Origin of the sequence: Kribbella pratensis (assembly GCF_004366075.1) — a bacterium.
In the GTDB taxonomy this organism is placed as follows: domain Bacteria; phylum Actinomycetota; class Actinomycetes; order Propionibacteriales; family Kribbellaceae; genus Kribbella; species Kribbella pratensis.
This window is the reverse complement of the sequence record NZ_SODU01000003.1, coordinates 85,321-105,836: the sequence shown is the minus strand read 5'-3', so window position 1 is coordinate 105,836 and position 20,516 is coordinate 85,321. Positions and strand designations below refer to the sequence as shown.

Sequence of the window (20,516 nt, the reverse complement as noted above, 5' to 3'; positions counted from 1 at the left end):
CTATAGGATATGGGGCTCCCGCGATAGATTGCCCCGGACCTGCGGCACTCACCAACTCGCGGAACCTGGCGGCGCGCCCGCTCGGGACGGGGCGGCAGTGCCGTCGGCGCGGGGGTTGGTGAGTGCCGCAGGTCCGCCCCGTACAGTCGGTCGCGTGACCACGAGTGACGGAGTGCTGCGCCTGGGCAGCCGGTCGTTCGGGCCCGGCGAGTTCGCGGTGATGGCGATCGTCAACCGGACGCCGGACTCGTTCTTCGACCGCGGGGCGACGTACGCGACCGACGCGGCGTTCGCGGCCATCGACAAGGCCGTCGCCGAGGGTGCCGACCTGGTCGACATCGGCGGCGTGAAGGCCGGGTACGGCGAACCGGTCAGCGAGACCGAGGAGCTCCGCCGGACCGTGGACTTCGTGGCCGCGATCCGCGCCCGGCACCCGGACCTGGTCATCAGCGTGGACACGTACCGCAGCGGTGTCGCCCGGCAGGTCGCGCAGGCCGGCGCCGATCTGATCAACGACACCTGGGCCGGTGCCGATCCCGACCTGGTGAACGCCGCCGCCGAGTCCGGCACCGGGTTGGTCTGCAGTCACGTCGGCGGCCTCTCGCCGCGCACCGATCCGCACCGGATGGCGTACGACGACGTGGTCGCGGACGTGATCCGGACGACCACCGCCCTCGCGGACCGCGCGCTCGCCGCCGGCGTCCGTCCGGACGGCATCCTGATCGACCCGACGCACGACTTCGGCAAGAACACGCTGCAGTCGCTCGAGCTGACCCGCCGCCTCGACGAACTCGCCGCCACCGGTTGGCCGGTCCTGGTCGCGGTGTCGAACAAGGATTTCATCGGCGAGACCCTCGACCTGCCGCCCGGGCAGCGCGGCAACGGCACCCTCGCGGCGCTCAGTGTCTCGGCCTGGTTGGGCGCCCGCGTCTTCCGCGTGCACGACGTACCGGCCGCGCGGCAAGCCCTTGACTTCATCGCCGTACTGCGTGGAACCGCGCAGCCCGCTGGAACCCGAAGGAGCCTGGCCTGATGCGCCGCGTGGACGAGCTGAGTGACGAGGAACTGATCACGGCCTACGAGGTCGCCGACCGAGCGGTGCCGCACCTACGCGCCAACTTCGTGAGCAGCCTGGACGGCGCGGTCGAGATCGACGGCCAGTCGAAGGCGCTGTCGAGCGACTCCGACAGCCGGGTTTTCAGCATGCTCCGGCGGTTGGCGGACGTCGTCCTGGTCGGCGCGGGGACGATTCGCGACGAGGGCTACAACCCGCTCAAGCTGTCCGCGAAGGCACGCGAATGGCGTACGGCGACCGGGATCGCCGAGAATCCGACGCTCGCGATCGTGTCGTCGCGGCTCGAGCTGAGTCCGGTGAATCCGGTGTTCAAGTCCGCCGTACAGCCGATCGTCGTCACGCATGCGAGCTCACCGGAGGACCGCCGGGAAGCGCTCGCGGAGGTTGCCGAGGTGCTCGTACTGGGGGAGGCCGAAGTCGACCTCAAGGCGGTCGTGGACGAGTTCGCCGGGCGCGGTATGACGCAGGTCCTGTCCGAGGGCGGACCGCATCTCCTCGGTGCGTTGACCGCGGCCGATCTGGTCGACGAGCTCTGCCTCGCGCTGGCACCGCTGTTGGCGGGACCTGGATCCAGCCGGATCATCGCCGGTGCCCCATCGACTCTCACCCGGCGGATGAAGCTCGAGACGGCGCTGTCCGCGGAGGACGACTACTTCTTCTTCCGCTACGTCCGGGAGGCCTGAGTCGTGCCTGTCGTCGCTGCTACGGTCTGCCCGCATCCGCCGCTCCTCGTGCCCGAGGTCGCGTCCGGCGCAGCACCCGAGCTCGACGACCTGCGCGCGGCGTGCCTGGCAGCTGTCGAATCACTCGCCACCGCAGACCACATCCTGCTGATCGGGGCCGGCACGGACCCGCGCACGTTTGACGCTTCGGCCGGCGGCTCGTTCGGCGCCTACGGTGCGCCCAGTGTGCGGTTCGGTTCGGGCCCGCCTGTCCTCCCGTTGTCGCTGGCGATCGGCGGATGGCTGCTCGAGCAGACGAAGGCCGCGCAGCTGCCGCGCACCTATCGTGCGGTCCCGGCCGATACGGTGCCTGAGATGTGCGTACAGCTCGGCCGTGAGATTGCTGACGGCAACGATCGTGTCGGTCTGCTGGTGATGGGCGACGGCTCGGCCCGCCGCAGCGAGCACTCCCCGGTACACCTCCATCCGCGCGCGGAGATCTTCGACGCAACCGTCGCAAACGCCTTGCACCACAGAGATCTCGACGTACTCAAGGCCCTGGATCCCGATCTCGTCGCCGAGCTGCAAGCAGCCGGACGCGCGCCGTGGCAGGTGCTTGCCGGAGCCCTCGAAGGTACGTCGCTGTCCGGCGACCTGACCTACGAAGCAGCGCCGTACGGCGTCGGCTACTTCGTCGCTTCGTTTACCTGATCTCGACCTTGCGCCCCAGCCCGTTTCCGGGGACCGTGGTCACGAGGGGGAGCGATGTGGTCGAGGGTTCCGCGATGGGGCCGGCTCCTGGCGATCGGGGTCGGCGTGGTGGCCGCCGTACTCGTGGTGGGCGGGCTGAGCGGCTACACGGTCAGCCTGCGGTCGGATTCGGGTGATCGGGCGACCGTGACGAGCCTGCAGGAGATCGAGTTGCAGCGGCTGCGTGCGGTCGTCGACGCGGATCTGGCCTACCTGGAGCGCGTTTACGCCGCGGACTACTGGGCCGTGCCGCCCACGGGAGATCGGCTCACCCGGAGCGCGTTCCTCGAAGCGCTCGCCGACGGTTCGCTGGACTTCGCGTCGTTCGAGCCGCTCTCGGCCATCGACGTACGGCTGGCCGGCGGCACTGCCGTCCTCACCTACCGCTCGCACATCGATGCCGTGTCGGCCTCCGAACGGGTTCAGCACGACTCGTGGCACACCGTGGTGTACGTCGAGCGTGACGGTCGCTGGAGACTTCTCCATGAGCAGACCACTGCGCTCGGGGGCTTCCCGCCACCGACCCCGTCCTGACGACACGCCCGCCCGGGATACTGGCCGGGTGACGGAGGAACGTACGGGGTATCGGCGGTCGGCGAAGTCGCCGCGGGGTGAGGCGCGGCGGCGCGAGTTGCTGGACAAGGTGGCGGACGAACTCGGGGTCAACGGGCTGGTCGACTTCTCGCTCCGGCGGGCGGCGCGTGCGGCCGGTACGACGCACAAGGTGTTGCTGTACCACTTCGACGGACCCGAGGACCTGCTCACGCAGGCTGTCCTGCAACTGCGCGAACGCCGGATCAGCCGGGCTCTTGCGGCCGCGACCGAGCAGGGCGACCGGTCGTTGGCGGAGCGGGTCCACTCGATGTGGCCCACGCTGATCGGCGCGGAGTCGTGGGTGCTGGATCAGGCGATCGGGCTGGCGATGTACGACGCCGGGCGGTACGCCGACCTGGCGCGCTCGGCGTCGCGGCAGTACCTGCCGACGTTGCTGTCGTTGTGTCCGGATGAGTGGGACGAGCAGCGGAAGACCGAGGTCGCGGAGCTGATCCTGGCGACGCTGCGCGGGTTCCTGATCGAGTGGCGGACGAGCGGGGACGCGGCCGGGATCGAGGCCGGGTTCGCGGCGCTGGTGCGCGCGCTGGAGCGCGAAGAACGAGCCTAGACGTTTTGCGAACCACGTGGTTCACTTTGAGCATGCGCGAGAAGGTGAGCTTCACGAGTGGCGGCGTCGCGTGCGCGGCCTGGCACTACCCGGGGACCAACGGCGGGTGCGTGGTGATGACCGGCGGCTTCGGCGTCACGAAGGAGCCCGGGACGGACCGGTTCGCGGAGCGGTTCGCCGCGGCCGGATTCGGTGTGCTGGCCTTCGACCACCGCAACCTCGGCGAGAGCGAGGGCGAACCGCGGCAGGTTGCCCGCGTGTCCGATCAGCTGGCCGACTGGCGGGCCGCGATCGCCTACGCCAACACGCTCCCGGGCGTCGAACGGGTGGCGATCTGGGCGTTCTCGCTACCCGGCGGGTACGTCGTGCAGCTCGCCGCGGAGGATCTCGGCATCTCGGCGGCGATCGCCCAGTCGGCCAACGTCGACGGCCCGACCGTGACCCGCAACGCCTCCCGCTACCAGACGCCCGGCAGCGTGCTCCGGCTGATGGGCCGAAGCCTGCTCGACGTGGCCGGCAGTCTCTTCGGCCGTCCGCCGCGCCTGGTCGATCTCGCCGGCCCGCCCGGGACGGTGGCGCTGCTCAACACCCCGGACGCCCAGCTGAGCAACGCGACCCTCAACCCCGGCAACCGATACCCGGACTGGCAGCAGGCGATCGCAGCCCGTTCGATCGTCCCCGCTGCCCTCTACCGCCCGTTGAAACACGCGGCGAAGGTGCGATGCCCGATCCTGTACGTCGTCTGCGAGGACGACCAGTCCGCCCTAGCAGCCCCGACCCTCAAGGCTGCCGCCGGCTCCCCGAACGCCGACGTACTCCAGGTCCCCGGCAACCACTACGCGCCCTTCCTCGACGCTCACGAACAGGTGGTCGAGGCAGAGCTCACCTTCCTCAACCGGCACCTGACAGCGCCGCTTTCCGGAAAGAAACAGTCACCTGCTGCCGAAAAACTTCCGGAAACCAGCGCTTAGTCGGACTCGATCGGCACAGCCGGCCATCGGGGCGCGGTGTCGGCGAGGTCGTCATGTCCCGCGGCGCGTAGTTGCTCTACCAACTCGTGACGGGCACGGCGTACGGCGGCTACCGCCTCGTCGGGCGTGGTGTGCGGGCCGGACCAGTTGCACACCGCGTCCCCGGCGTACCAGTCACCTGTGGTGGACCGACGTACGTGAGCTGTTGCCAGACGAGCAGCAGGGAGGGGGAAACCAGCGAGTTGTACGACGGCGTCGACGGCGACCACTGCGGCGGACAAGTCGAGGCGCGGACGCAGTTCGACGGCGTCGGTGAGGACGAACTCGTAGCCGGTCGGTGCGCGCTCGCCCAACCAGGCAAGGGCCTCCTGTGCGGTCTCGCGCAGCAGCTGGGCGTTGTCCGGATCCGCCAGCGTGTGTACGCCGCACTGGCGCGTGTGCGTCGGCCGCAACTCGTTCTGCCACAGCCGCACCTGCAGCTCGTCCCGCCCCGACAACCGCCTCCCGAGAATCCGCGCCAGCCCGACGACGTCGAAGTTCAACTCGTCATTCGTCCGCCGCCGCCCCGGCACCGCATCCTCACCGACCCGCGCCCCCCGAGCGGTCCACGGACCAACATGCCACCGCACCAGAGCCGTCATACCCGCACCATAACCAGCTGATCAGGCGGGCTTGACGGGGCCTGGTACGTCGAAGGTTTTGGCGAGGTCGGTGAGGATGGACCAGGCGCCCTGGAGGCCGACGGCGGTCATCCAGGTGAGGTCGGGGACGTCGTGGACCTTGGTGGCCAGCGGCTTCCAGAGCGGGTTGGCCTTGAACTGGGCCTCGGTCTTCTTGCTCAGGCCTTTGTCGTCGGCGTACGTCGCCACGAAGATCGCGTCGGCGTCCGCGTCCTTGATCCGTTCCGGGCTGATCTCGAGCGCGAAGCCGGCGACGTCCTGCGATTTCGGCCGCTTCAGGCCGGCGTCCTTGAGCACGATCCCGGAGTAGCTCGCGTTCTGGTACAGCCGGGTCGGGCCGTCGACGAACCGGACGACGGAGATGGTCGGGTCACCGGCCTTGGCGTTGATCGCGGCGCCGACCGTCTTCGCGGCCTGCTCGTACGCCGAGATCTCCTTCTCGGCCAGGTCCTCCGCGCCGACCGCCTTCGCCTCCAGCCGGATGTTGTCCTTCCAGGTCGCCCCGGTGGTCTCCGACATGATCGTCGGCGCGATCGCGGACAGCTGGTCGTACAGCTTCTCGTGCCGGACCTTCGCGCTGATGATCAGGTCCGGGTTCAGCGCGGCGATCTTCTCCAGGTTGGGCTCGGCGAGCGTGCCGACCGACTGGGCCTCGGAGCCGTACGTCGTCCGGTCGTCGCCGAGGTAGTCCGGCAACTTCCCGTTGATGGTGCGGTAGTCGGTGTACCCGACGACCGGGGTGTCCAGGATCAGCGTCGCGTCCACGTAGCTGGTGTCGAGCGCGACCACCCGCTTCGGCTTGGTCTTGATCTCGGTCTTGCCCATCGCGTGCTCGATCGTCCGCGGATACCCGGCGCTCGCGGCACCGCCGGAATCGCCGGAATCGCCGGAATCGTCAGGGTCCGAGGAGCCGCAGCCCGACAGGGCGAGGGCTGCGACAGCGAGCAGAGCGGTGATGCGGGGCAGGCGCACAGGTGTCTCCAAGCAACGGGATAAGGTGACTGACGACCACAGCGAAGTAAGGCAAACCTAACCATATGTGCTCCGCCACTCCCACTGCGAGTCGACCGGTACGCCGGGCCGCCGCACTCCTCGCCCTGGTAGTCGTCCTGGTGCTCACGTTCGCGGCCAGCCTCGCGCTCGGCTCACGCTGGCTCGGACCGGGCGCGTTGTGGCACGCGCTGACCGCGAACACCGGCTCGGACCCAGACGTGATCGTGCGAAGCCTGCGATTCCCGCGGACGGTCGTCGCGATCCTGATCGGGCTCTGTCTCGGGATCGCCGGCACGTTGATGCAGGGGCACACCCGCAACGCGCTGGCCGAGCCGGGCATCTTCGGTGTGAGTTCCGGCGCGGCGTTCGCGGTCGTCCTCGGGCTCCAGGTCGGCCTGGTCGAGTCCGTCTCGTCGACGGTCTGGGCCGCCTTGCTGGGCGCGTTGATCGCGACGTTCGCCGTACAGCAGCTGGCGTCGCGGGGCACCGGCTCGACTCCGGTCGGTCTGGCGCTCACGGGCGCGGCCGTCGCGGCGCTCCTCGGGGCCCTGACATCCGCCATCGTGCTCCTCGACGCGGACACCTTGGACAGCTACCGGTTCTGGGCAGTCGGGTCCGTTGCCGGCCGCGGGATGGACGTCGCCGGCCAGGTCCTGCCGTTCGCGGTGATCGGATTGCTGCTCGCTGCGGTCAATGCCCGTGATCTCGACATGCTTGCTCTGGGCGACGATGTGGCCGCGGGTCTCGGGCTGTCGATCCGCCGAGCCCGGCTGCTCGGGCTAGGCGCGATCGGTCTGCTCACCGCGGCCGGTGTCGCGGCGTGCGGCCCGATCGGGTTCCTGGGTCTGCTGTCCGGCCACGTCGCACGACGGATCTTCGGTGCTCGCAACACCTGGCTGATCCCGGCCGCGGGCGTCATCGGTGCGACGGCGTTGGTACTCGCGGATCTCGTCGGCCGTCTCGTCGGCGGCGCGGGCGAAGTGCAGGCGGGGGTCGTCCTCGGCATCGTCGGCGCCCCGATGTTCGTGCTCGTCGTACGTCGCCGGGCGGTGGCCCTGTGAGGTCCCGGACGGTCGTCCTCAGCATCCTGTTCGCGGCCCTTGCGATCGTCGTCGCGCTGGTCTCCTTGAGCGTCGGTACGACGAAACTCCCGCTCGCGGACGTCGTCGAGGTACTGCTCGGCGGCGGCCGTCGCGGCACCCGGCTCGTCGTACTCGAACTGCGCCTGCCTCGAGTTGCCACCGGGCTCCTTGTCGGCATCGCGTTCGCGGTGTCCGGCGCGCTGCTGCAGACGCTGTCCCGCAACCCGCTCGCCAGCCCGGACATCGTCGGTGTGAACTCCGGTGCGTCCGCGGGCGCCGTCGCGGTGATCGTGCTCGCGGGCACCGGTGGCGGCAACATCTCGGGCGTCGCGGCCAAGGTCGGGATCCCGCTGGCCGCGGTCCTTGGCGGGCTGCTCGCCACGCTGATCGTGGGTGCGTTGTCGATCCAACGCGGGGTGGTGGACGCGGGCAAGGTGGTGCTCATCGGCGTCGGCATCGCGGCCGCGGCGAACTCGTTGGTCGCCTGGCTGCTGGTGATCGGCGACGTCAACGACGCCGGCCGGGCGGCCGCTTGGTTGGCGGGCTCGTTGAACTCGCGGGCCTGGAGTGACGCCGTTCCCGTGCTGATCGCGGTTGTACTGCTGTTGCCGGTAGCAATGATGTTCAACCGGGACCTGTCCGCGCTGGTTCTCGGTGACGATGTGGCGTCATCGCTCGGCGTCCGTGTGGCGCGGATCCGGCTGGTGCTGCTGGTGATCGCGACGGTGCTGGCCGCGATGGCTACTGCCGGGGCCGGTCCGATCGCGTTCGTCGCGTTGGTGGCGCCACAGGTCGCGCTGCGCCTGACCCGGATGGAACGACCGCCGATGCTGACCACCGCGATGCTCGGCGCGCTGTTCGTCGTACTGGCTGACCTGTTGGCGCGGAACGGGTTGCAGTGGGCGCAGGTCGGTCCGTACGAGTTACCTGTCGGCGTGGTCACGGCTGCGTGCGGAGCGCCGTACCTGCTTCACCTCATCGGCCGTCAGCAGAAGGGACGCTGAACCGTGCACGTCGAGAACCTGACCCTCGCGTACGGCGCTGATGCGCCGGTGGTCGACCGACTGACGCTGGAAGTGCCGTCTGGTCAGCTGACTGCAGTTGTCGGGCCGAACGGGTCCGGCAAGTCCACGCTGCTGCGTGGGATGAGCAGACTGCTCACTCCAGCGAGCGGACGGGTGCTGCTCGACGGCAAGGACATTCACCAGCTGCCTGCGCGGGAACTGGCCCGCAAGCTCGGCGTACTGCCGCAGGGGCCAGTGACACCGGAGGGGATCACGGCTGCCGAGCTGGTGTCGCGGGGACGGCATCCGCATCGCGGTCTGTTCGGGCGACTGACAAGCGAGGACGATGCCGCGACCAACGAGGCGCTGCAGGCAGTAGAGCTGACAGAGCTCCGTGACAGGCCAGTAGACCAGCTGTCGGGCGGCCAGCGGCAGCGAGTGTGGATCGCGATGGTGCTGGCACAGGGGACGCAGCACCTGCTGCTCGACGAGCCCACGACGTACCTGGACCTCGCACACGCGGTAGACGTGATGAACGTGGTCCACGCGGCCGCTACGACGGGGCGGACCGTCGTGGCGGTGTTGCATGACCTGACGCTGGCAGCGCAGTACGCCGAGCACCTGGTGGTCATGGGCGATGGGCAGATCGCTGCGCAGGGCCGTCCGTTCGATGTACTCACAGCGGCGTTGCTGGACGACGTGTTCGGGTTGAAGGCCACGGTGGTGGAGGTCGGCGGCGCACCGGTCGTCGTACCGGATCGTAGGCTGGCTGGATGAGCTACACCGTGAGCCGTCTGGCGGAGGTCCTGGCTGACTCGGTCAGCTGGCTGTCCGTGCGTACGGCGGACGCGGTGCCCGGACCCGACTGGGTCTCGTGTGCGGACCTGATCGCGGAGCAGCAGGCCGGCGGTGACCCGACGTACTCGTGGCGCGCAGCCGCAGCAGCTGACTACGCACGGGACTACTCGATCGAGCCGCCGGTGCAGGTCGCGGCCATGTTCACGCTCATGTGGTACGTCCAGGTGCCGTCACTGGTCGCAGGTGTGACCAGTGCAGTCACCGGGCTGTCTCCGGACGTGTCACCGGCGTCGTTGGCGTTCAAGCGGCACCCGGTTGCGCACTACCCGGCCGAGGTGGCGCTGCTGTCGGACGAGGTCGTGCCGCTGGCTGCGGCGGCGGTGCAGCTCAAGGACCACACCAGGGCGTTTCTGGACGGCTACGAACCCGGTGTGAAGCTGGGGTCGCTGCAGCGGTTCGGTGCGGTTGACGACGAGGTACGGGCGGCGATCCGGCTGCCGGAGGATGCGCCGTACGCCGACCGCGCCGCGACGGCCTTCGGGGTGTCGCTGGAGGAGAAGCTGCGTACGTCGTGCTGCTACTTCTACGTGCTGCCGAACGTGGCTGCGTGCACCACCTGTCCGCGATTCCGCTGACCTGATTTCGCTGAGAGCTGAACCAGGGCCGGGTTCGTCCGGATCCGGCCGGAAACTGTCGGTGGCCCCGGGAAGCATGTTCGGCATGAGTCGATACACACCCCAGACGTCACCGGCAGGTAATTTCTGGTCGGTTGTCCAGCCCCTGGCCCGGAGCTAGGTTCGCTGACGTGACCTCGTCCGGTGGTTCTCCGGCGACGACTCCGATCGGCTCCCGGGCCGAGGCGGAGGGCTACGTCGCGATGGTCTGTTTCAAGCACGGTCCACCTCGGTTGTACGGCGTCGAGCTCGAGTGGACAGTGCATCATGCGGATGATCCGCACCGGCCCCTCGACGCCGGCCGACTGAGCAAAGCCCTGGGCGTGCACGCCCCCGCGACCCTGGTCAGAGGCAGTCCGCAGCTGCCGCTGAGCCGGGGAGCGCTGGTCACCGTGGAGCCGGGTGGCCAGGTAGAGATCTCCGGCCCCGCGTCGGACTCGATCCCGCAGCTGATCGACGACACCGCCGCCGACGCGGCCGAGGTGACGGCTCTCCTGCTGGATGCGGACCTGGTCCCGGGCGACTACGGCCTCGACCCCTTCCGAACACCCCGCCGCATCCTCACCGTCCCGCGGTACGCCGCGATGGAACGCGCCTTCCAGCGCCTCGGACCGCACGGGCCGCGGATGATGTGCAGCACCGCCGGCCTGCAGATCTGCCTGGACGCCGGTGAATCGGACCAGACCGCACTCCGCTGGCGCGCACTCCACGACCTCGGTCCCGCTCTGGTCGGTCTGTTCGCCAACTCCCGCCGTCGCGCCGGTGCGGACACCGGTTGGGCCTCGGCCCGCACGGAGGCGACGTTCGGCACCTGTGCACCGTTCACCGAGCCGCCGCCGCTCGACGCCGACCCGGCCGCTGCCTGGGCCCGGACGGCGATGGAGGCGCCGGTCCTTTGTCTGCGACGGGGCGACACGTGGGACGCACCCACCGGGCTGACGTTCGGGGCCTGGGCGGACGGACAGCTGCCCGGCGACAGACCGACGTACGACGATCTCGACTACCACCTGTCCACGCTGTTCCCGCCGGTCCGGCCGCGCGGGTATCTCGAGGTGCGTTACCTCGACGCGCAGCCGGGGGACGGGTGGATCGCCCCGACCCTGCTGCTCACCGCACTAATGTCCGCCCCGATCGACCATGTGCTGGCCGCGGCCGAGCCTGCTGCCGGCCGCTGGTTCCCGGCGGCCCGCGAAGGGCTGGACGACGCCTTGGTACTGCGTGCCGCGCGCGATGTGGTCGCGCTGGGCACCGAGGTGATGGACCGGACCGGTGCGGATCCCGAACACATCGCTGCCGTCGCAACCCGGCTGCAGCGCGCCGTCGACAACACCCACGGAAGGCGAGCTTCATGAATCACCAACTGTCCGATCTGTCGCCGGAGGGTCTGCGCACCTTCGTCGGTGAGCAGCTCGAGCGGTCCAGGGCGCGGACGGTCCAGCTGACCGATGCGGTCGACACCGACGACCTGGTCAAGCAGCACTCCAAGCTGATGTCGCCGCTGGTCTGGGACTACGCGCACATCGGCAATCAGGAGGAGCTCTGGCTGGTCCGCGACGTGGGCGGCCGCGAGCCCCTGCGTCAGGACATCGACGAGCTGTACGACGCGTTCCAGCATCCGCGTGCGGACCGTCCGTCACTGCCACTGCTCGGTCCGGTGGAAACGCGTGCCTATGTGACCGAGGTACGCGACAAGGTGCTGGATGTGCTGGACCACGTGAAGTTCGATCCTGAGAAATTGGGCGCTGACCGTGAGCTGGTACACAACGCGTTCGCGTTCGGCATGATCACGCAGCACGAGCAGCAGCACGACGAGACGATGCTGGCGACACACCAGTTGCGGGAGGGTGCGCCGGTGCTCGACGCGCCGCCGCCTCCCGCGGGTCGGCCGCTGCCGTCGCCGGAGGTGTTCGTGCCGGGTGGCGTGTTCGAGATGGGTACGTCGATCGAGCCGTGGGCGTTGGACAACGAGCGGCCCGCGCACGGCGTACACGTGAAGCCGTTCGTGATCGACACCGTGCCGGTGACGAACGGCGACTACCTGCGATTCGTGCTCGGCGGCGGGTATCAGGATCCGCAGTGGTGGTCCGAAGCCGGGTGGGCACATGTCCAGAAGGCCTCGCTGGTCGCGCCGCGGTTCTGGTCGCAGGTCGACGGCGAGTGGTGGCGGCTGCGGTTCGGGCACCGAGAGCAGTTGCCGCTCGACGAGCCGGTGATGCATGTCTGCTTCTACGAGGCGGAGGCGTACGCGAAGTGGGCCGGCAAGCGGCTGCCGAGCGAGGAGGAGTGGGAGTTCGCGGCGCGGTTCGATCCGTCGAGCGGCCGGACGCGACGGTTCCCGTGGGGTGACGAGTCGCCGGGTCCGCAGCACGCGAACCTGGGTCAGCGGCACCTCCGGCCGGCGCCGGTCGGTGCGTATCCGGCGGGCGCTTCGCCGCTCGGCGTCGAGCAGCTGATCGGGGACCTGTGGGAGTGGACTTCGAGCGACTTCCGCCCGTACCCCGGGTTCCGTGCATGGCCGTACGACGAGTACTCGCTGGTCTTCTTCGGGCCCGACTACAAGGTGCTCCGCGGCGGCTCGTTCGGCACCGACGAGGTCGTTGCCCGCGGCACCTTCCGGAACTGGGACTACCCGATCCGCCGGCAGATCTTCGCCGGTTTCCGGTGCGCCAGGGACGCTCGCCCTGAAGAAGTGCACGCCGAGGAGCTGCACGCCTGATGTGCCGCCACCTGGCCTATCTCGGGCCACCCGTCACGCTGGCGTCGCTGCTGCTCGAGCCGGAGCACTCACTGTACGAACAGAGCTGGGCCCCCGCCGACATGCGCGGCGGGGGATCGGTCAACGCCGACGGCTTCGGGATCGGCTGGTATCCCGAAGGGGATGCCGCCGTGTCCGGCGGGCCGGTGCGCTACCGGCGGGACGTACCGATCTGGACCGACGAGAACCTGCCCGGCCTGTCCGGCGCGATCCGGTCCGGTGCGGTCGTCGCGGCCGTCCGGAACGGGACCGTCGGGATGCCGTACGGTCTGTCGGCGGTCGCACCGTTCACGTCGGGCCACTGGCTGTTCAGCCACAACGGGCGCATCCCCGGCTGGCCGGACACGACGCTCAAGCTGGCCGAGCAGTTACCGGTCGCCGACCTGCTGAGTCTCGACGCCCCTACCGATTCTGCCTTCCTGTGGACCCTGATCGCTCGTCGCCTCGGCGACGGTGTGCCGCCGGCCGACGCGGTCGCGGAGGTTGTGCACGATGTCGAGGCGGCGGCGCCGGGATCGCGACTGAACATCCTGCTGACCGATGGTGAGCAACTCGTCGCCACGGCGTGGACCCACTCGCTCCAGGTCCGCCGTACCGAGGACTCCGTGACGGTCGCATCCGAACCATTCGGTTCCGACGGCTGGTCCGCCGTACCGGACCACTCATTGCTCGTGGCCACCGCCACAACACTGCAGCTCACCCCGATGGAAGGACGAGAGTGACCCTCATCGACGTACATCTGACGCCGGACTATGCGGCTCGGGCATTGCGGGACGATGTTCGGGCGGGGTTGGCGGCGACGCCCAAGTGGCTGCCGCCGAAGTGGTTCTACGACGCGCGCGGGAGTGAGCTGTTCGAGGAGATCACGCGGCTGCCGGAGTACTACCCGACGCGGGCCGAGCGAGAGATCCTGCACGCACGGGCCGGTGAGATCGCGGCGATCACCAACGCGCACACGCTGGTCGAGCTCGGGTCCGGGTCCTCGGAGAAGACCCGCCTGCTGCTGGACGGGCTCCGGGCCCACGGGACGCTCACGTCGTTCGTTCCGCTCGACGTGTCAGAGTCAGCGCTGCGGGACGCGTCCGATGCCATCAACGCCGACTACCCGAGTCTCGACGTACATGGTGTGGTCGGCGACTTCACCGCGCACCTCGACAAGCTCCCGGGTGATCCGCCGCGGGTCGTCGCGTTTCTCGGCGGCACGATCGGCAACCTGATCCCGGCCGAGCGAGAGGCGTTCTACCGTTCGGTTCGCGAGGTCCTTGAGCCGGGGGAGTGGTTGCTGCTGGGCACCGATCTGGTGAAGGATCCGGCCACGCTGGTTGCGGCGTACGACGACTCCGCCGGTGTCACCGCCGAGTTCAACAAGAATGTGCTGCGGGTGATCAACCGGCAGCTCGGTGCGGACTTCGACGTGGACGCGTTCGAGCACGTCGCACTCTGGGACGCGGACAACGAGTGGATCGAGATGCATCTGCGCGCCACCCGCGCGATGCGGGTGCTGATCCCGGAGATCCACCTGGAGATCACGTTCGAGGAGGGCGAGGAGATCAGCACCGAGATCTCCGCCAAGTTCCACCGCTCCGGCGTCGAAGCCGAACTCGACAAAGCAGACTTCACCCCCGCCGCCTGGTGGACCGACACCAAATCCCGCTTCGCCCTCTCCCTCTGGCAAACCACCTAACCCCCATCCCGCGCCGCACCCCCGTGCCGCGCCCACCCGCACCCGCCCCCCGCACCCGCCCCCCGCACCCGCCACCCGCACCCGCCACCCGCACCCTGACCCGCGGCCGCGCCCCGCACTGCCCCCGCACCCGCCACCCGCACCCGCGGCCGCGCCCCGCGCCTCGCGGCGTCTCGTGCTGTCCCCGGTGGCTGGTTGCCCCAGCAAATGAGGGGTTCCCCACCCTCAACACGGGTGGGGAACCCCTCACTTCGTGGGTCAGCCAGGCAAATTCGTGGGTCAGCCAGGCAAATGGGTCAGCTGCCCTGCTTGATCAATCCGTTGATCTTGTCTACGTAGGCCGGGAGGTCGGTGATGGGTTTCTTGCCGCTCAGGATGGGCTGGTAGTTGGCGGTCGTGAGGTCGCCGACCTGTGAGGCCCACTGGGTGGTGAAGCGGACGCCGACCGTCTTCTCCGCGGACAGGTCAGCCTTGACCGTGTCGACGACCGTCTGCTGCTGCGCCTTGGTGAGGGCGTCGAAGTAGCTCGTCTGTGCGGGTGTGTACGCCGGCGGCGCGACCGGGGAGGCCGGCAGTACGGCGTCCCACACCTTGGTGTTGATGTACTGCAGCACCTTGTACGTCGCGTCCTGGTCCTTGGTGTACTGCGGCGTGCAGATCCCGACCGAGTCGTACAGCGTGGTCGGCGTCTGCACCTGCGGGAACGGCGCGAACCCGTACTTGATCTTCGGCTTGTCGGTCTGGAACCCGGCCGCCAGCCACTGCCCGCCGAACGTCATCGGCACCTTGCCGGCCGCGAACAGCGACTGCACGTTCGCCGCGTCGTACCCGGGCGGGGCGACCGACCCGTTCTTGATCGCGGCGGTCAGCTTCTCGACGCCTTCCTTGTACTTGTCGTCGGCCTCGGCCTTCGTCGGGTGGTTCACGTTGTCGGTGAACGGCGCGCCGCCGGCCGAGACGGAGTACATGCTCATCGTGAACGGCCCGTCCGGACCGGTCAGCTGGTCGGCGACGAGGCCGTACTTCGCCCCGTTCTTGTTCGCCAGCTTCGCGGCCGCGGCGTACATGTCGTCCCATGTCCAGCCGGCCTTCGGCAGCGGGATCCCGGCTGCGGTGAACGCGTCGGCGTTGTACCAGACACCGTACGTGTTCATCAGCGACGGCAGACCGCCCATCTGACCGTCGGCGGTCTTCCAGTTCTCGATCGCGGACGGCACGAACTTGTCGGCCTTGAAGTCGCCGTCACCGTTGTTGAGCTTGTCGGCCCAGTCGACCAGCAGGCCTTGCGACGTGTACTGCTGCTCGGTGTCGTTGCCACACCAGAACAGGTCCGGCAGCTGCTTCGCCTGGGTCAGCGATGCGAGCTTGTCGCCGTACTGACCGCTCGGGGTCTCGAGCAGCTCGACCTTGACGTTGTCGTCCTTGAAGTCCGCCAAGGCCTTCTTGATCGCGGCGTTGGTCTCGGCCGACTCCCAGGTCATCACCTTGACGGTGACCGGCCCGTCGCTCGAGCCGCCGTCCGACCCGCCGCTGCAGGCCGTTGCCGTCAGCAACCCCGCGCACGCCAGCGCGGTGACACCGATTGTCCTCTTCACAACAATCCTCATTTCTGGTTCGTGCTGCCGAGAGCGCCGAGGCCCTGGATGAAATAGCGCTGCGCGGCGAAGAAGATGATCAGCGGCGGCAGCATGTAGAGCAGGTTGGTGGCCATGTAGTAGCTCCAGTCCGGCGTCTTCCCGGCGAACGGGGAGATGAACGACGCCATACCGACCGACAACGGCCACTTGCCGGACGAGTACAGGTAGACCAGTGGATTCAGGTAGTCGTTCCAGGACGCCTGGAACGCGAGGATCGCCATCGTCAGCCAGGCCGGCCGGGTCAACGGCAGCATCACGCTGACGAAGATCCGCAGGTGCCCGGCGCCGTCGATCTTCGCCGCTTCATCGATGGAATAGGGGATCGCGAGAAAGTACTGCCGGGCCAGGAAGATGAACAACGGGTTCCCGCCGAGGAACGCCGGAACGATCAGCGGCAGCCAGGTGTCGTACCAGCCGATGCTCTTGTACATCTGGAACAACGGGATGAGCCCGACCACGCCCGGCAGCAGCATGCTGCCGACGAACAGGTAGAACCACATCTTGCGGCCGGGGAACCGCAACCGGGCCAGCGCGTAGCCCGCCATCATCGCGGTCATCACGCCGCCGATGACGCTCAACCCGGTGATCACGAAGGAGTTCAGCAGGAGCTTCGGGAAGTGGATCGCCTTCGGCCCGTTGATGAAGTTGCTCCACGTCCACTCGTGCGGCAGCAACTTCGGCGGGATGTCGAACACCGCGGTGCGGCTCTTCAGCCCGATCGTGATCATCCACAGCAGCGGTACGACCATCACCGCGCAGATGAACAACGCGACGACGTACCACGACGTCGTACCGATCAGGCGGGGCTTCTTCTTCGCCGGGGCGACGCTCTGCGTTGCGCCGGCGACGGTGGTCTCAGTCGGAAGTGCTGTCACTGTACGTCCAGAGCGAGGAGAACTTCGCGGTCAGGGCGATCACGGCGATGATGATCACGAACAGCACCCACACCTGCGCGGACGCGTACCCCAGTTGCGGGATCCGGCCCAGGGTCGGGAAGCCATTCTCGTAGATCGAGAGCATCAGCACCTTGGTGCTGAACCCCGGTCCGCCGTTGGTCAGGATCTTGGGCTGGTTGAAGGTCTGCAGCGCGGCAGTGGTCTGCAGGATCACCTGCAGCAGCATGATCGGGCTGATCATCGGCATCGTGATCCGGAAGAACACCGACCACGGGCCGGCGCCGTCTACTTTCGCGGCCTCGTACAGCTCGGTCGGCACGGACTGCAGCGCGGCCAGGAAGATGATCATCGTCCCGCCGACACCCCACAGCATCACCAGCACCACCGAGGGCATCGACATCGTGGAGCTCTGCAGCCACAGGCTCGTCGGCAGGCCGAGGCGGTCGAGGATCGTGTTCATCAACCCGACCTGCGGGTCGAGGATGAACTTCCACAGCGTGATCGTCGCGACCGCCGGCAGCACGACCGGCAGGTACGCCAGCGTCCGGACGACGCGCACGCCGGCGAAGCGCTGGTTGCAGAACATCGCCAGCGCCAGACCGAGGATCAGCGACAACGGGACATAGAGCAGCACCAGATAACCGGTCGCCCGCAACGCCGGCCAGAACGCCGGGTCGGTGGTGAACAGCCTCCGGAAGTTGCCGAGGCCAACGAAGACCGGGTCGGTCAACCCGTTGTACTTCGTCAGCGCGAGATAGAACGATCGAATCAGCGGATACCCCACGAAGACCAGGAACCCGATCACCGCGGGTGCGATGAACAGGTACGCCGCCCTCACGTCGGAGCCGGCGTTCCGGCTCATCCCACCCCGGGTGCGGCCGCGCTTGCGGTTGGCAGGTCCGCCGGTGGTGACTGCGGTCATCCGTCCTCCGCTTCGCTCGGAAAGTGTTTCATCCGGCCTCCTGGACGGTAACGTTTCCAACGTTTTACTGTTGGGTGACGATGCCGTGTCGCGAAAAGGAAGTCAACCCCGTGTCCGAAACGTTTCCAAGCCAGCCAGAGGTCAGCCGGCCGACGATGATCGACGTCGCCCGGCGGGCCGGTGTGGGCCTCGGCACGGTGTCGCGTGTGGTGAACGGCGGCCATGGCGTCCGCGACGAGACCGCGCAGCGAGTCCGGGCCGCGATCGACGAGCTCGGGTTCCAGCGCAACGAGGTCGCCCGGGCACTGCGTCCGGGCAAGAAGTCGACCAGCCTCGCGCTGGTGCTCGGCGACCTGACCAACCCGTTCTACGCGAGCATTGCGAAGGCTTCGCTCGAAGTCGCCGGACAATCCGGTTTCGCCGTCGTACTCGGCAGTGTGGACGAGGACCCGGAGGGTGAGAAGCGGGCCATCCAGGAGCTGGTCAGCCGGCAGGTGGCCGGTCTGATGATCGTGCCCGACCAGGGCGATCACGCGTTCCTGCAGGGCGCCGGCGTACCGGTCGTGTTCGTCGACCGGCCGGCGACCGGGATCGACGCGGACATCGTGATGGTCGACAACGAGGGCGGCGGGCGGATCGCGGCCGAGCACCTTCTGGAGCAGGGCCACGAGCGGATCGCGATCATCCTTGCCCCGTCGTACTACACGATCGGGCGCCGCCTGCGTGGGTTCCGCCGCGCGCACCGGGCCGCGGGGATCGAGGTCGACGAGTCGCTCGTCATCCAGCTTCCCGAGGGCAACGCGGAGGCCGCGGAGAAGGCGACCCGCGAGGTGATGCTGCGGCCCGATCCGCCGACCGCGATCTTCTCCTCCACGAACTTCCTCACCGAGGGTGTGCTGCGTGCTCTTGGTGAGCTCGGCAGTGAGCTCGACAATGAGCCGGCGGTGGTCGGGTTCGACGACTTCCGGCTCGCCGACATGCTGCCCACGCCGGTCACGGTCGTTGCCTCCGACATCGCCGAGCTCGGCCGTAGCGCGGCGCGGTTGCTGCTCGACCGCGCGTCCGGTGCGGACACCCGCCCGCCGCAGCGGATCGTGCTGCCGTGCGCGCTGATCGAGCGCGGGTCGGGGGAGCGCCCGCCGGATTCTGCCGGCAAGAGAAAAGCGCGGTGACAGTTCGCCGCGCTGGCTAGGGTCGACGCGTGTACTACGAGTCGTTCGGTGCCGGTCGGCCGATCTTCTTCCTGCCCAGCTGGGGTGGCGACGCCGGTGAAGGGCGCGACGTCCACGAGCCGGTCTTCGCGCAGCGGCCGGGATGGCGCCGGATCTACGTGGACCCGCCAGGCACCGGGCGGTCGCCTGCTGTTCCGTCGATCACCGACCAGGACGGCATGCTGTCTGCGATCGTGGAGCTGATCGACGACTTGGCCGGCGACGAGCCGTTCGCCCTCGCCGGTACCTCGGCCGGCGGCCTGCACGCGCGGGGCATCGTCAAACGCGACCCGGCCCGCGTCCTGGGGTTGTTGCTGCGCGCGCCGGGCATCGTCATCGACCGCTCACGACGCACGCTCCCGACCGACGAGTACCTGATGCCGTCGGCGTCACGTGAACGCCAGCACCAGTACTACGACGCGGCCGAGACGCAGGCGAACCTCGCCTTTCTCGGGGCGATCCAGCGCGATGTGTCGACGTACAGCCTGCGGGAAGACCCGTCGATCCGCTTCGAGCGGCCGACGCTGCTCGTGACCGGCCGGCAGGACACGACAGCCGGGTACGCCGACGCGTGGTCGATCCTCGACGACTACCCACGCGCGACGTTCGCCGTACTGGATCAGGAGGACCACTTCCTGCCCGGACCCGGATCGGCGGTGTATCGCGCGCTGGTGGCGGACTGGCTGGCCAGAATCGAGCAGAGTGTCGAGCACCCGGACGCGTGAGGGGCGGAACGCGCGTCCGGGCGCTCGTCCAGGGGTGGGTCAGAAGTTCGGCCAGGCCCAGCCGAGGTAGTTGTTGAAGTAGGGCAGCGCGCGGGTGCCGATCGCGCCGCTGACGCTGGTTGCCCAGAACGTGCCGTCGCCCTTGGCTACGCCGACATGGCCGTAGGCGCTGATGTTCCAGAAGACCAGGGCGCCCTTCGGTGGGTTCAGGTCGCCTCGGTGCGCGGCGCCACGGGCCACGGCGTCGTTCCAGTCGGCGATGGCCGAGGCCCAGATGCCGGTCTTTCCGTACGAGTTCTCGGCGGCCATCTCGCAGTACCCCTGGTAAGCGGTCGACCCGCTGCGGGCGGCGTACCAGGCGACGGCCTTGTCGGCGCGCGGGTTGCTTGCGCACAGCGGTGCGACCAGGCCGCTGCTGCCGGTGTTCACGTAGGCGTCGGTGATGAAGCCCTTGCCGGGGATGTGGTCCCAGATCAGGCTGCGGCCGAACTTGCCGGTCACCGGCTCGCCGTAGATCTGGCAGTCGATCTCGACCGCTCCGTCGGGCTGGGTGCCGACCGAGCCGAAGCTGGTCGCGTTGCCGGACCGGATGGTGACGCCGGCGCCGCTGTCGGTGACAACGGTTCCGGTGGCGGCGCTGGCGGGGAGAACGCCGGTGCCGACGAGGGCGGCGCCGCTGAGGAGGGCGACGGCAGTGAGACGGGACGTGATGCGCATGAGGGCGGTACGCATGGTGGTGTTCCCTTCTGGAGTTGTCCTTCGCAGGGAACCAAAAAGTGACCGTGTTGTCGCAGTGGGCAACGGAGGTGACTCACTGCGGTTTGGTATTTTGTGT

Annotated in this window: 22 protein-coding genes; 16 read left to right on the top strand and 6 right to left on the bottom strand. The window is 68.7% G+C overall.

Annotated features, from left to right (window positions below; translation table 11 throughout):
* Window positions 1-220 precede the first annotated feature (220 nt).
* From folP to EV137_RS24515, 6 genes are read left to right on the top strand one after another with little or no spacing between them, the layout of a single operon-like run.
* A complete protein-coding gene (folP, locus tag EV137_RS24540) occupies window positions 221-1,033 on the top strand; it encodes a dihydropteroate synthase (RefSeq protein ID WP_134131914.1) in 813 nt (270 codons plus the stop codon).
* On the top strand, window positions 1,033-1,758 hold the full coding sequence (locus tag EV137_RS24535; RefSeq protein ID WP_134130979.1) for a pyrimidine reductase family protein: 726 nt from the start codon (window positions 1,033-1,035) through the stop codon (window positions 1,756-1,758). The genes folP and EV137_RS24535 overlap by 1 nt, the downstream gene beginning before the upstream one ends.
* A gap of 3 nt (window positions 1,759-1,761) precedes the next feature.
* The gene (locus tag EV137_RS24530; RefSeq protein WP_134130978.1) at window positions 1,762-2,448 is read left to right on the top strand and encodes a class III extradiol dioxygenase subunit B-like domain-containing protein; all 687 of its coding nucleotides are present in this window, start codon (window positions 1,762-1,764) and stop codon (window positions 2,446-2,448) included.
* 54 nt (window positions 2,449-2,502) lie between these two features.
* Window positions 2,503-3,021: a nuclear transport factor 2 family protein gene (locus EV137_RS24525; protein WP_134007350.1), complete on the top strand. Its 519-nt coding sequence runs from the start codon at window positions 2,503-2,505 to the stop codon at window positions 3,019-3,021.
* Between the two features lie 28 nt (window positions 3,022-3,049).
* A complete protein-coding gene (locus EV137_RS24520) occupies window positions 3,050-3,649 on the top strand; it encodes a TetR/AcrR family transcriptional regulator (protein WP_134130977.1) in 600 nt (199 codons plus the stop codon).
* Window positions 3,650-3,681: 32 nt separating this feature from the next.
* Window positions 3,682-4,620: an alpha/beta hydrolase gene (locus EV137_RS24515; protein ID WP_134130976.1), complete on the top strand. Its 939-nt coding sequence runs from the start codon at window positions 3,682-3,684 to the stop codon at window positions 4,618-4,620.
* Here EV137_RS24515 and EV137_RS24510 read toward each other — a convergent pair.
* Entirely contained in the window at window positions 4,617-5,261 is a 645-nt protein-coding gene (locus EV137_RS24510) for a hypothetical protein (protein WP_134130975.1), read from the bottom strand. The two genes, EV137_RS24515 and EV137_RS24510, sit on opposite strands and share 4 nt — an antisense overlap.
* Window positions 5,262-5,282: 21 nt before the next feature.
* Window positions 5,283-6,272 (bottom strand): ABC transporter substrate-binding protein, encoded by a 990-nt coding sequence (locus EV137_RS24505; RefSeq protein ID WP_134130974.1) that lies wholly within the window; start codon window positions 6,270-6,272, stop codon window positions 5,283-5,285.
* 65 nt (window positions 6,273-6,337) lie between these two features.
* Here EV137_RS24505 and EV137_RS24500 point away from each other — a divergent pair, with 65 nt between their 5' ends.
* The 8 genes from EV137_RS24500 to egtD all read left to right on the top strand — a co-directional run bounded on the left by EV137_RS24500 (window position 6,338) and on the right by egtD (window position 14,290).
* Entirely contained in the window at window positions 6,338-7,354 is a 1,017-nt protein-coding gene (locus EV137_RS24500; RefSeq protein ID WP_134130973.1) for a FecCD family ABC transporter permease, read from the top strand.
* On the top strand, window positions 7,351-8,379 hold the full coding sequence (locus EV137_RS24495) for a FecCD family ABC transporter permease (protein WP_134130972.1): 1,029 nt from the start codon (window positions 7,351-7,353) through the stop codon (window positions 8,377-8,379). The genes EV137_RS24500 and EV137_RS24495 overlap by 4 nt, the downstream gene beginning before the upstream one ends.
* A gap of 3 nt (window positions 8,380-8,382) precedes the next feature.
* A complete protein-coding gene (locus tag EV137_RS24490) occupies window positions 8,383-9,156 on the top strand; it encodes an ABC transporter ATP-binding protein (protein WP_134130971.1) in 774 nt (257 codons plus the stop codon).
* Entirely contained in the window at window positions 9,153-9,812 is a 660-nt protein-coding gene (locus EV137_RS24485) for a (2Fe-2S)-binding protein (RefSeq protein WP_134130970.1), read from the top strand. Before EV137_RS24490 ends, EV137_RS24485 begins: the two co-directional genes overlap by 4 nt.
* Window positions 9,813-9,982: 170 nt before the next feature.
* Window positions 9,983-11,203, top strand: a complete 1,221-nt coding sequence (locus EV137_RS24480; RefSeq protein WP_134130969.1) for a glutamate-cysteine ligase family protein — start codon at window positions 9,983-9,985, stop codon at window positions 11,201-11,203.
* On the top strand, window positions 11,200-12,567 hold the full coding sequence (gene egtB / locus EV137_RS24475; RefSeq protein WP_134130968.1) for an ergothioneine biosynthesis protein EgtB: 1,368 nt from the start codon (window positions 11,200-11,202) through the stop codon (window positions 12,565-12,567). The genes EV137_RS24480 and egtB overlap by 4 nt, the downstream gene beginning before the upstream one ends.
* Window positions 12,567-13,328: an ergothioneine biosynthesis protein EgtC gene (egtC, locus tag EV137_RS24470; RefSeq protein ID WP_134130967.1), complete on the top strand. Its 762-nt coding sequence runs from the start codon at window positions 12,567-12,569 to the stop codon at window positions 13,326-13,328. Before egtB ends, egtC begins: the two co-directional genes overlap by 1 nt.
* On the top strand, window positions 13,325-14,290 hold the full coding sequence (gene egtD / locus EV137_RS24465; RefSeq protein ID WP_134130966.1) for an L-histidine N(alpha)-methyltransferase: 966 nt from the start codon (window positions 13,325-13,327) through the stop codon (window positions 14,288-14,290). The genes egtC and egtD overlap by 4 nt, the downstream gene beginning before the upstream one ends.
* A gap of 296 nt (window positions 14,291-14,586) precedes the next feature.
* On the opposite strand, the gene EV137_RS24460 is transcribed toward egtD, so the two are convergent.
* The 3 genes from EV137_RS24460 to EV137_RS24450 are packed head-to-tail and all read right to left on the bottom strand — an operon-like array spanning window position 14,587 to window position 17,745.
* Complete coding sequence (locus EV137_RS24460; protein ID WP_134007378.1) at window positions 14,587-15,885, bottom strand: ABC transporter substrate-binding protein; 1,299 nt, start codon at window positions 15,883-15,885, stop codon at window positions 14,587-14,589.
* Window positions 15,886-15,893: 8 nt separating this feature from the next.
* Window positions 15,894-16,802 (bottom strand): carbohydrate ABC transporter permease, encoded by a 909-nt coding sequence (locus EV137_RS24455; protein ID WP_238175535.1) that lies wholly within the window; start codon window positions 16,800-16,802, stop codon window positions 15,894-15,896.
* Window positions 16,783-17,745, bottom strand: a complete 963-nt coding sequence (locus EV137_RS24450; protein WP_202871134.1) for a carbohydrate ABC transporter permease — start codon at window positions 17,743-17,745, stop codon at window positions 16,783-16,785. Before EV137_RS24450 ends, EV137_RS24455 begins: the two co-directional genes overlap by 20 nt.
* A 110-nt stretch (window positions 17,746-17,855) precedes the next feature.
* Between EV137_RS24450 and EV137_RS24445 the strand changes: the two genes are divergently transcribed.
* Entirely contained in the window at window positions 17,856-18,917 is a 1,062-nt protein-coding gene (locus EV137_RS24445; RefSeq protein WP_238175534.1) for a LacI family DNA-binding transcriptional regulator, read from the top strand.
* A 29-nt stretch (window positions 18,918-18,946) separates the two neighbouring features.
* Window positions 18,947-19,681, top strand: a complete 735-nt coding sequence (locus tag EV137_RS24440; protein ID WP_134130965.1) for an alpha/beta fold hydrolase — start codon at window positions 18,947-18,949, stop codon at window positions 19,679-19,681.
* A gap of 39 nt (window positions 19,682-19,720) precedes the next feature.
* On the opposite strand, the gene EV137_RS24435 is transcribed toward EV137_RS24440, so the two are convergent.
* Window positions 19,721-20,413: an SH3 domain-containing protein gene (locus tag EV137_RS24435; protein ID WP_134007382.1), complete on the bottom strand. Its 693-nt coding sequence runs from the start codon at window positions 20,411-20,413 to the stop codon at window positions 19,721-19,723.
* Between the last annotated feature and the right edge of the window lie 103 nt (window positions 20,414-20,516).

What these genes read in the sequence shown, in the direction of transcription:
- folP (WP_134131914.1), top strand. Translation starts at nt 221, where the DNA reads ATGGCGATCGTCAACCGGACGCCGGACTCGTTCTTCGACCGCGGGGCG.
- EV137_RS24535 (WP_134130979.1), top strand. Translation starts at nt 1,033, where the DNA reads ATGCGCCGCGTGGACGAGCTGAGTGACGAGGAACTGATCACGGCCTAC.
- EV137_RS24525 (WP_134007350.1), top strand. Translation starts at nt 2,503, where the DNA reads ATGTGGTCGAGGGTTCCGCGATGGGGCCGGCTCCTGGCGATCGGGGTC.
- EV137_RS24515 (WP_134130976.1), top strand. Translation starts at nt 3,682, where the DNA reads ATGCGCGAGAAGGTGAGCTTCACGAGTGGCGGCGTCGCGTGCGCGGCC.
- EV137_RS24510 (WP_134130975.1), bottom strand. Translation starts at nt 5,261, where the DNA reads ATGACGGCTCTGGTGCGGTGGCATGTTGGTCCGTGGACCGCTCGGGGG.
- EV137_RS24500 (WP_134130973.1), top strand. Translation starts at nt 6,338, where the DNA reads ATGTGCTCCGCCACTCCCACTGCGAGTCGACCGGTACGCCGGGCCGCC.
- EV137_RS24485 (WP_134130970.1), top strand. Translation starts at nt 9,153, where the DNA reads ATGAGCTACACCGTGAGCCGTCTGGCGGAGGTCCTGGCTGACTCGGTC.
- egtB (WP_134130968.1), top strand. Translation starts at nt 11,200, where the DNA reads ATGAATCACCAACTGTCCGATCTGTCGCCGGAGGGTCTGCGCACCTTC.
- egtC (WP_134130967.1), top strand. Translation starts at nt 12,567, where the DNA reads ATGTGCCGCCACCTGGCCTATCTCGGGCCACCCGTCACGCTGGCGTCG.
- EV137_RS24450 (WP_202871134.1), bottom strand. Translation starts at nt 17,745, where the DNA reads ATGACCGCAGTCACCACCGGCGGACCTGCCAACCGCAAGCGCGGCCGC.
- EV137_RS24435 (WP_134007382.1), bottom strand. Translation starts at nt 20,413, where the DNA reads ATGCGTACCGCCCTCATGCGCATCACGTCCCGTCTCACTGCCGTCGCC.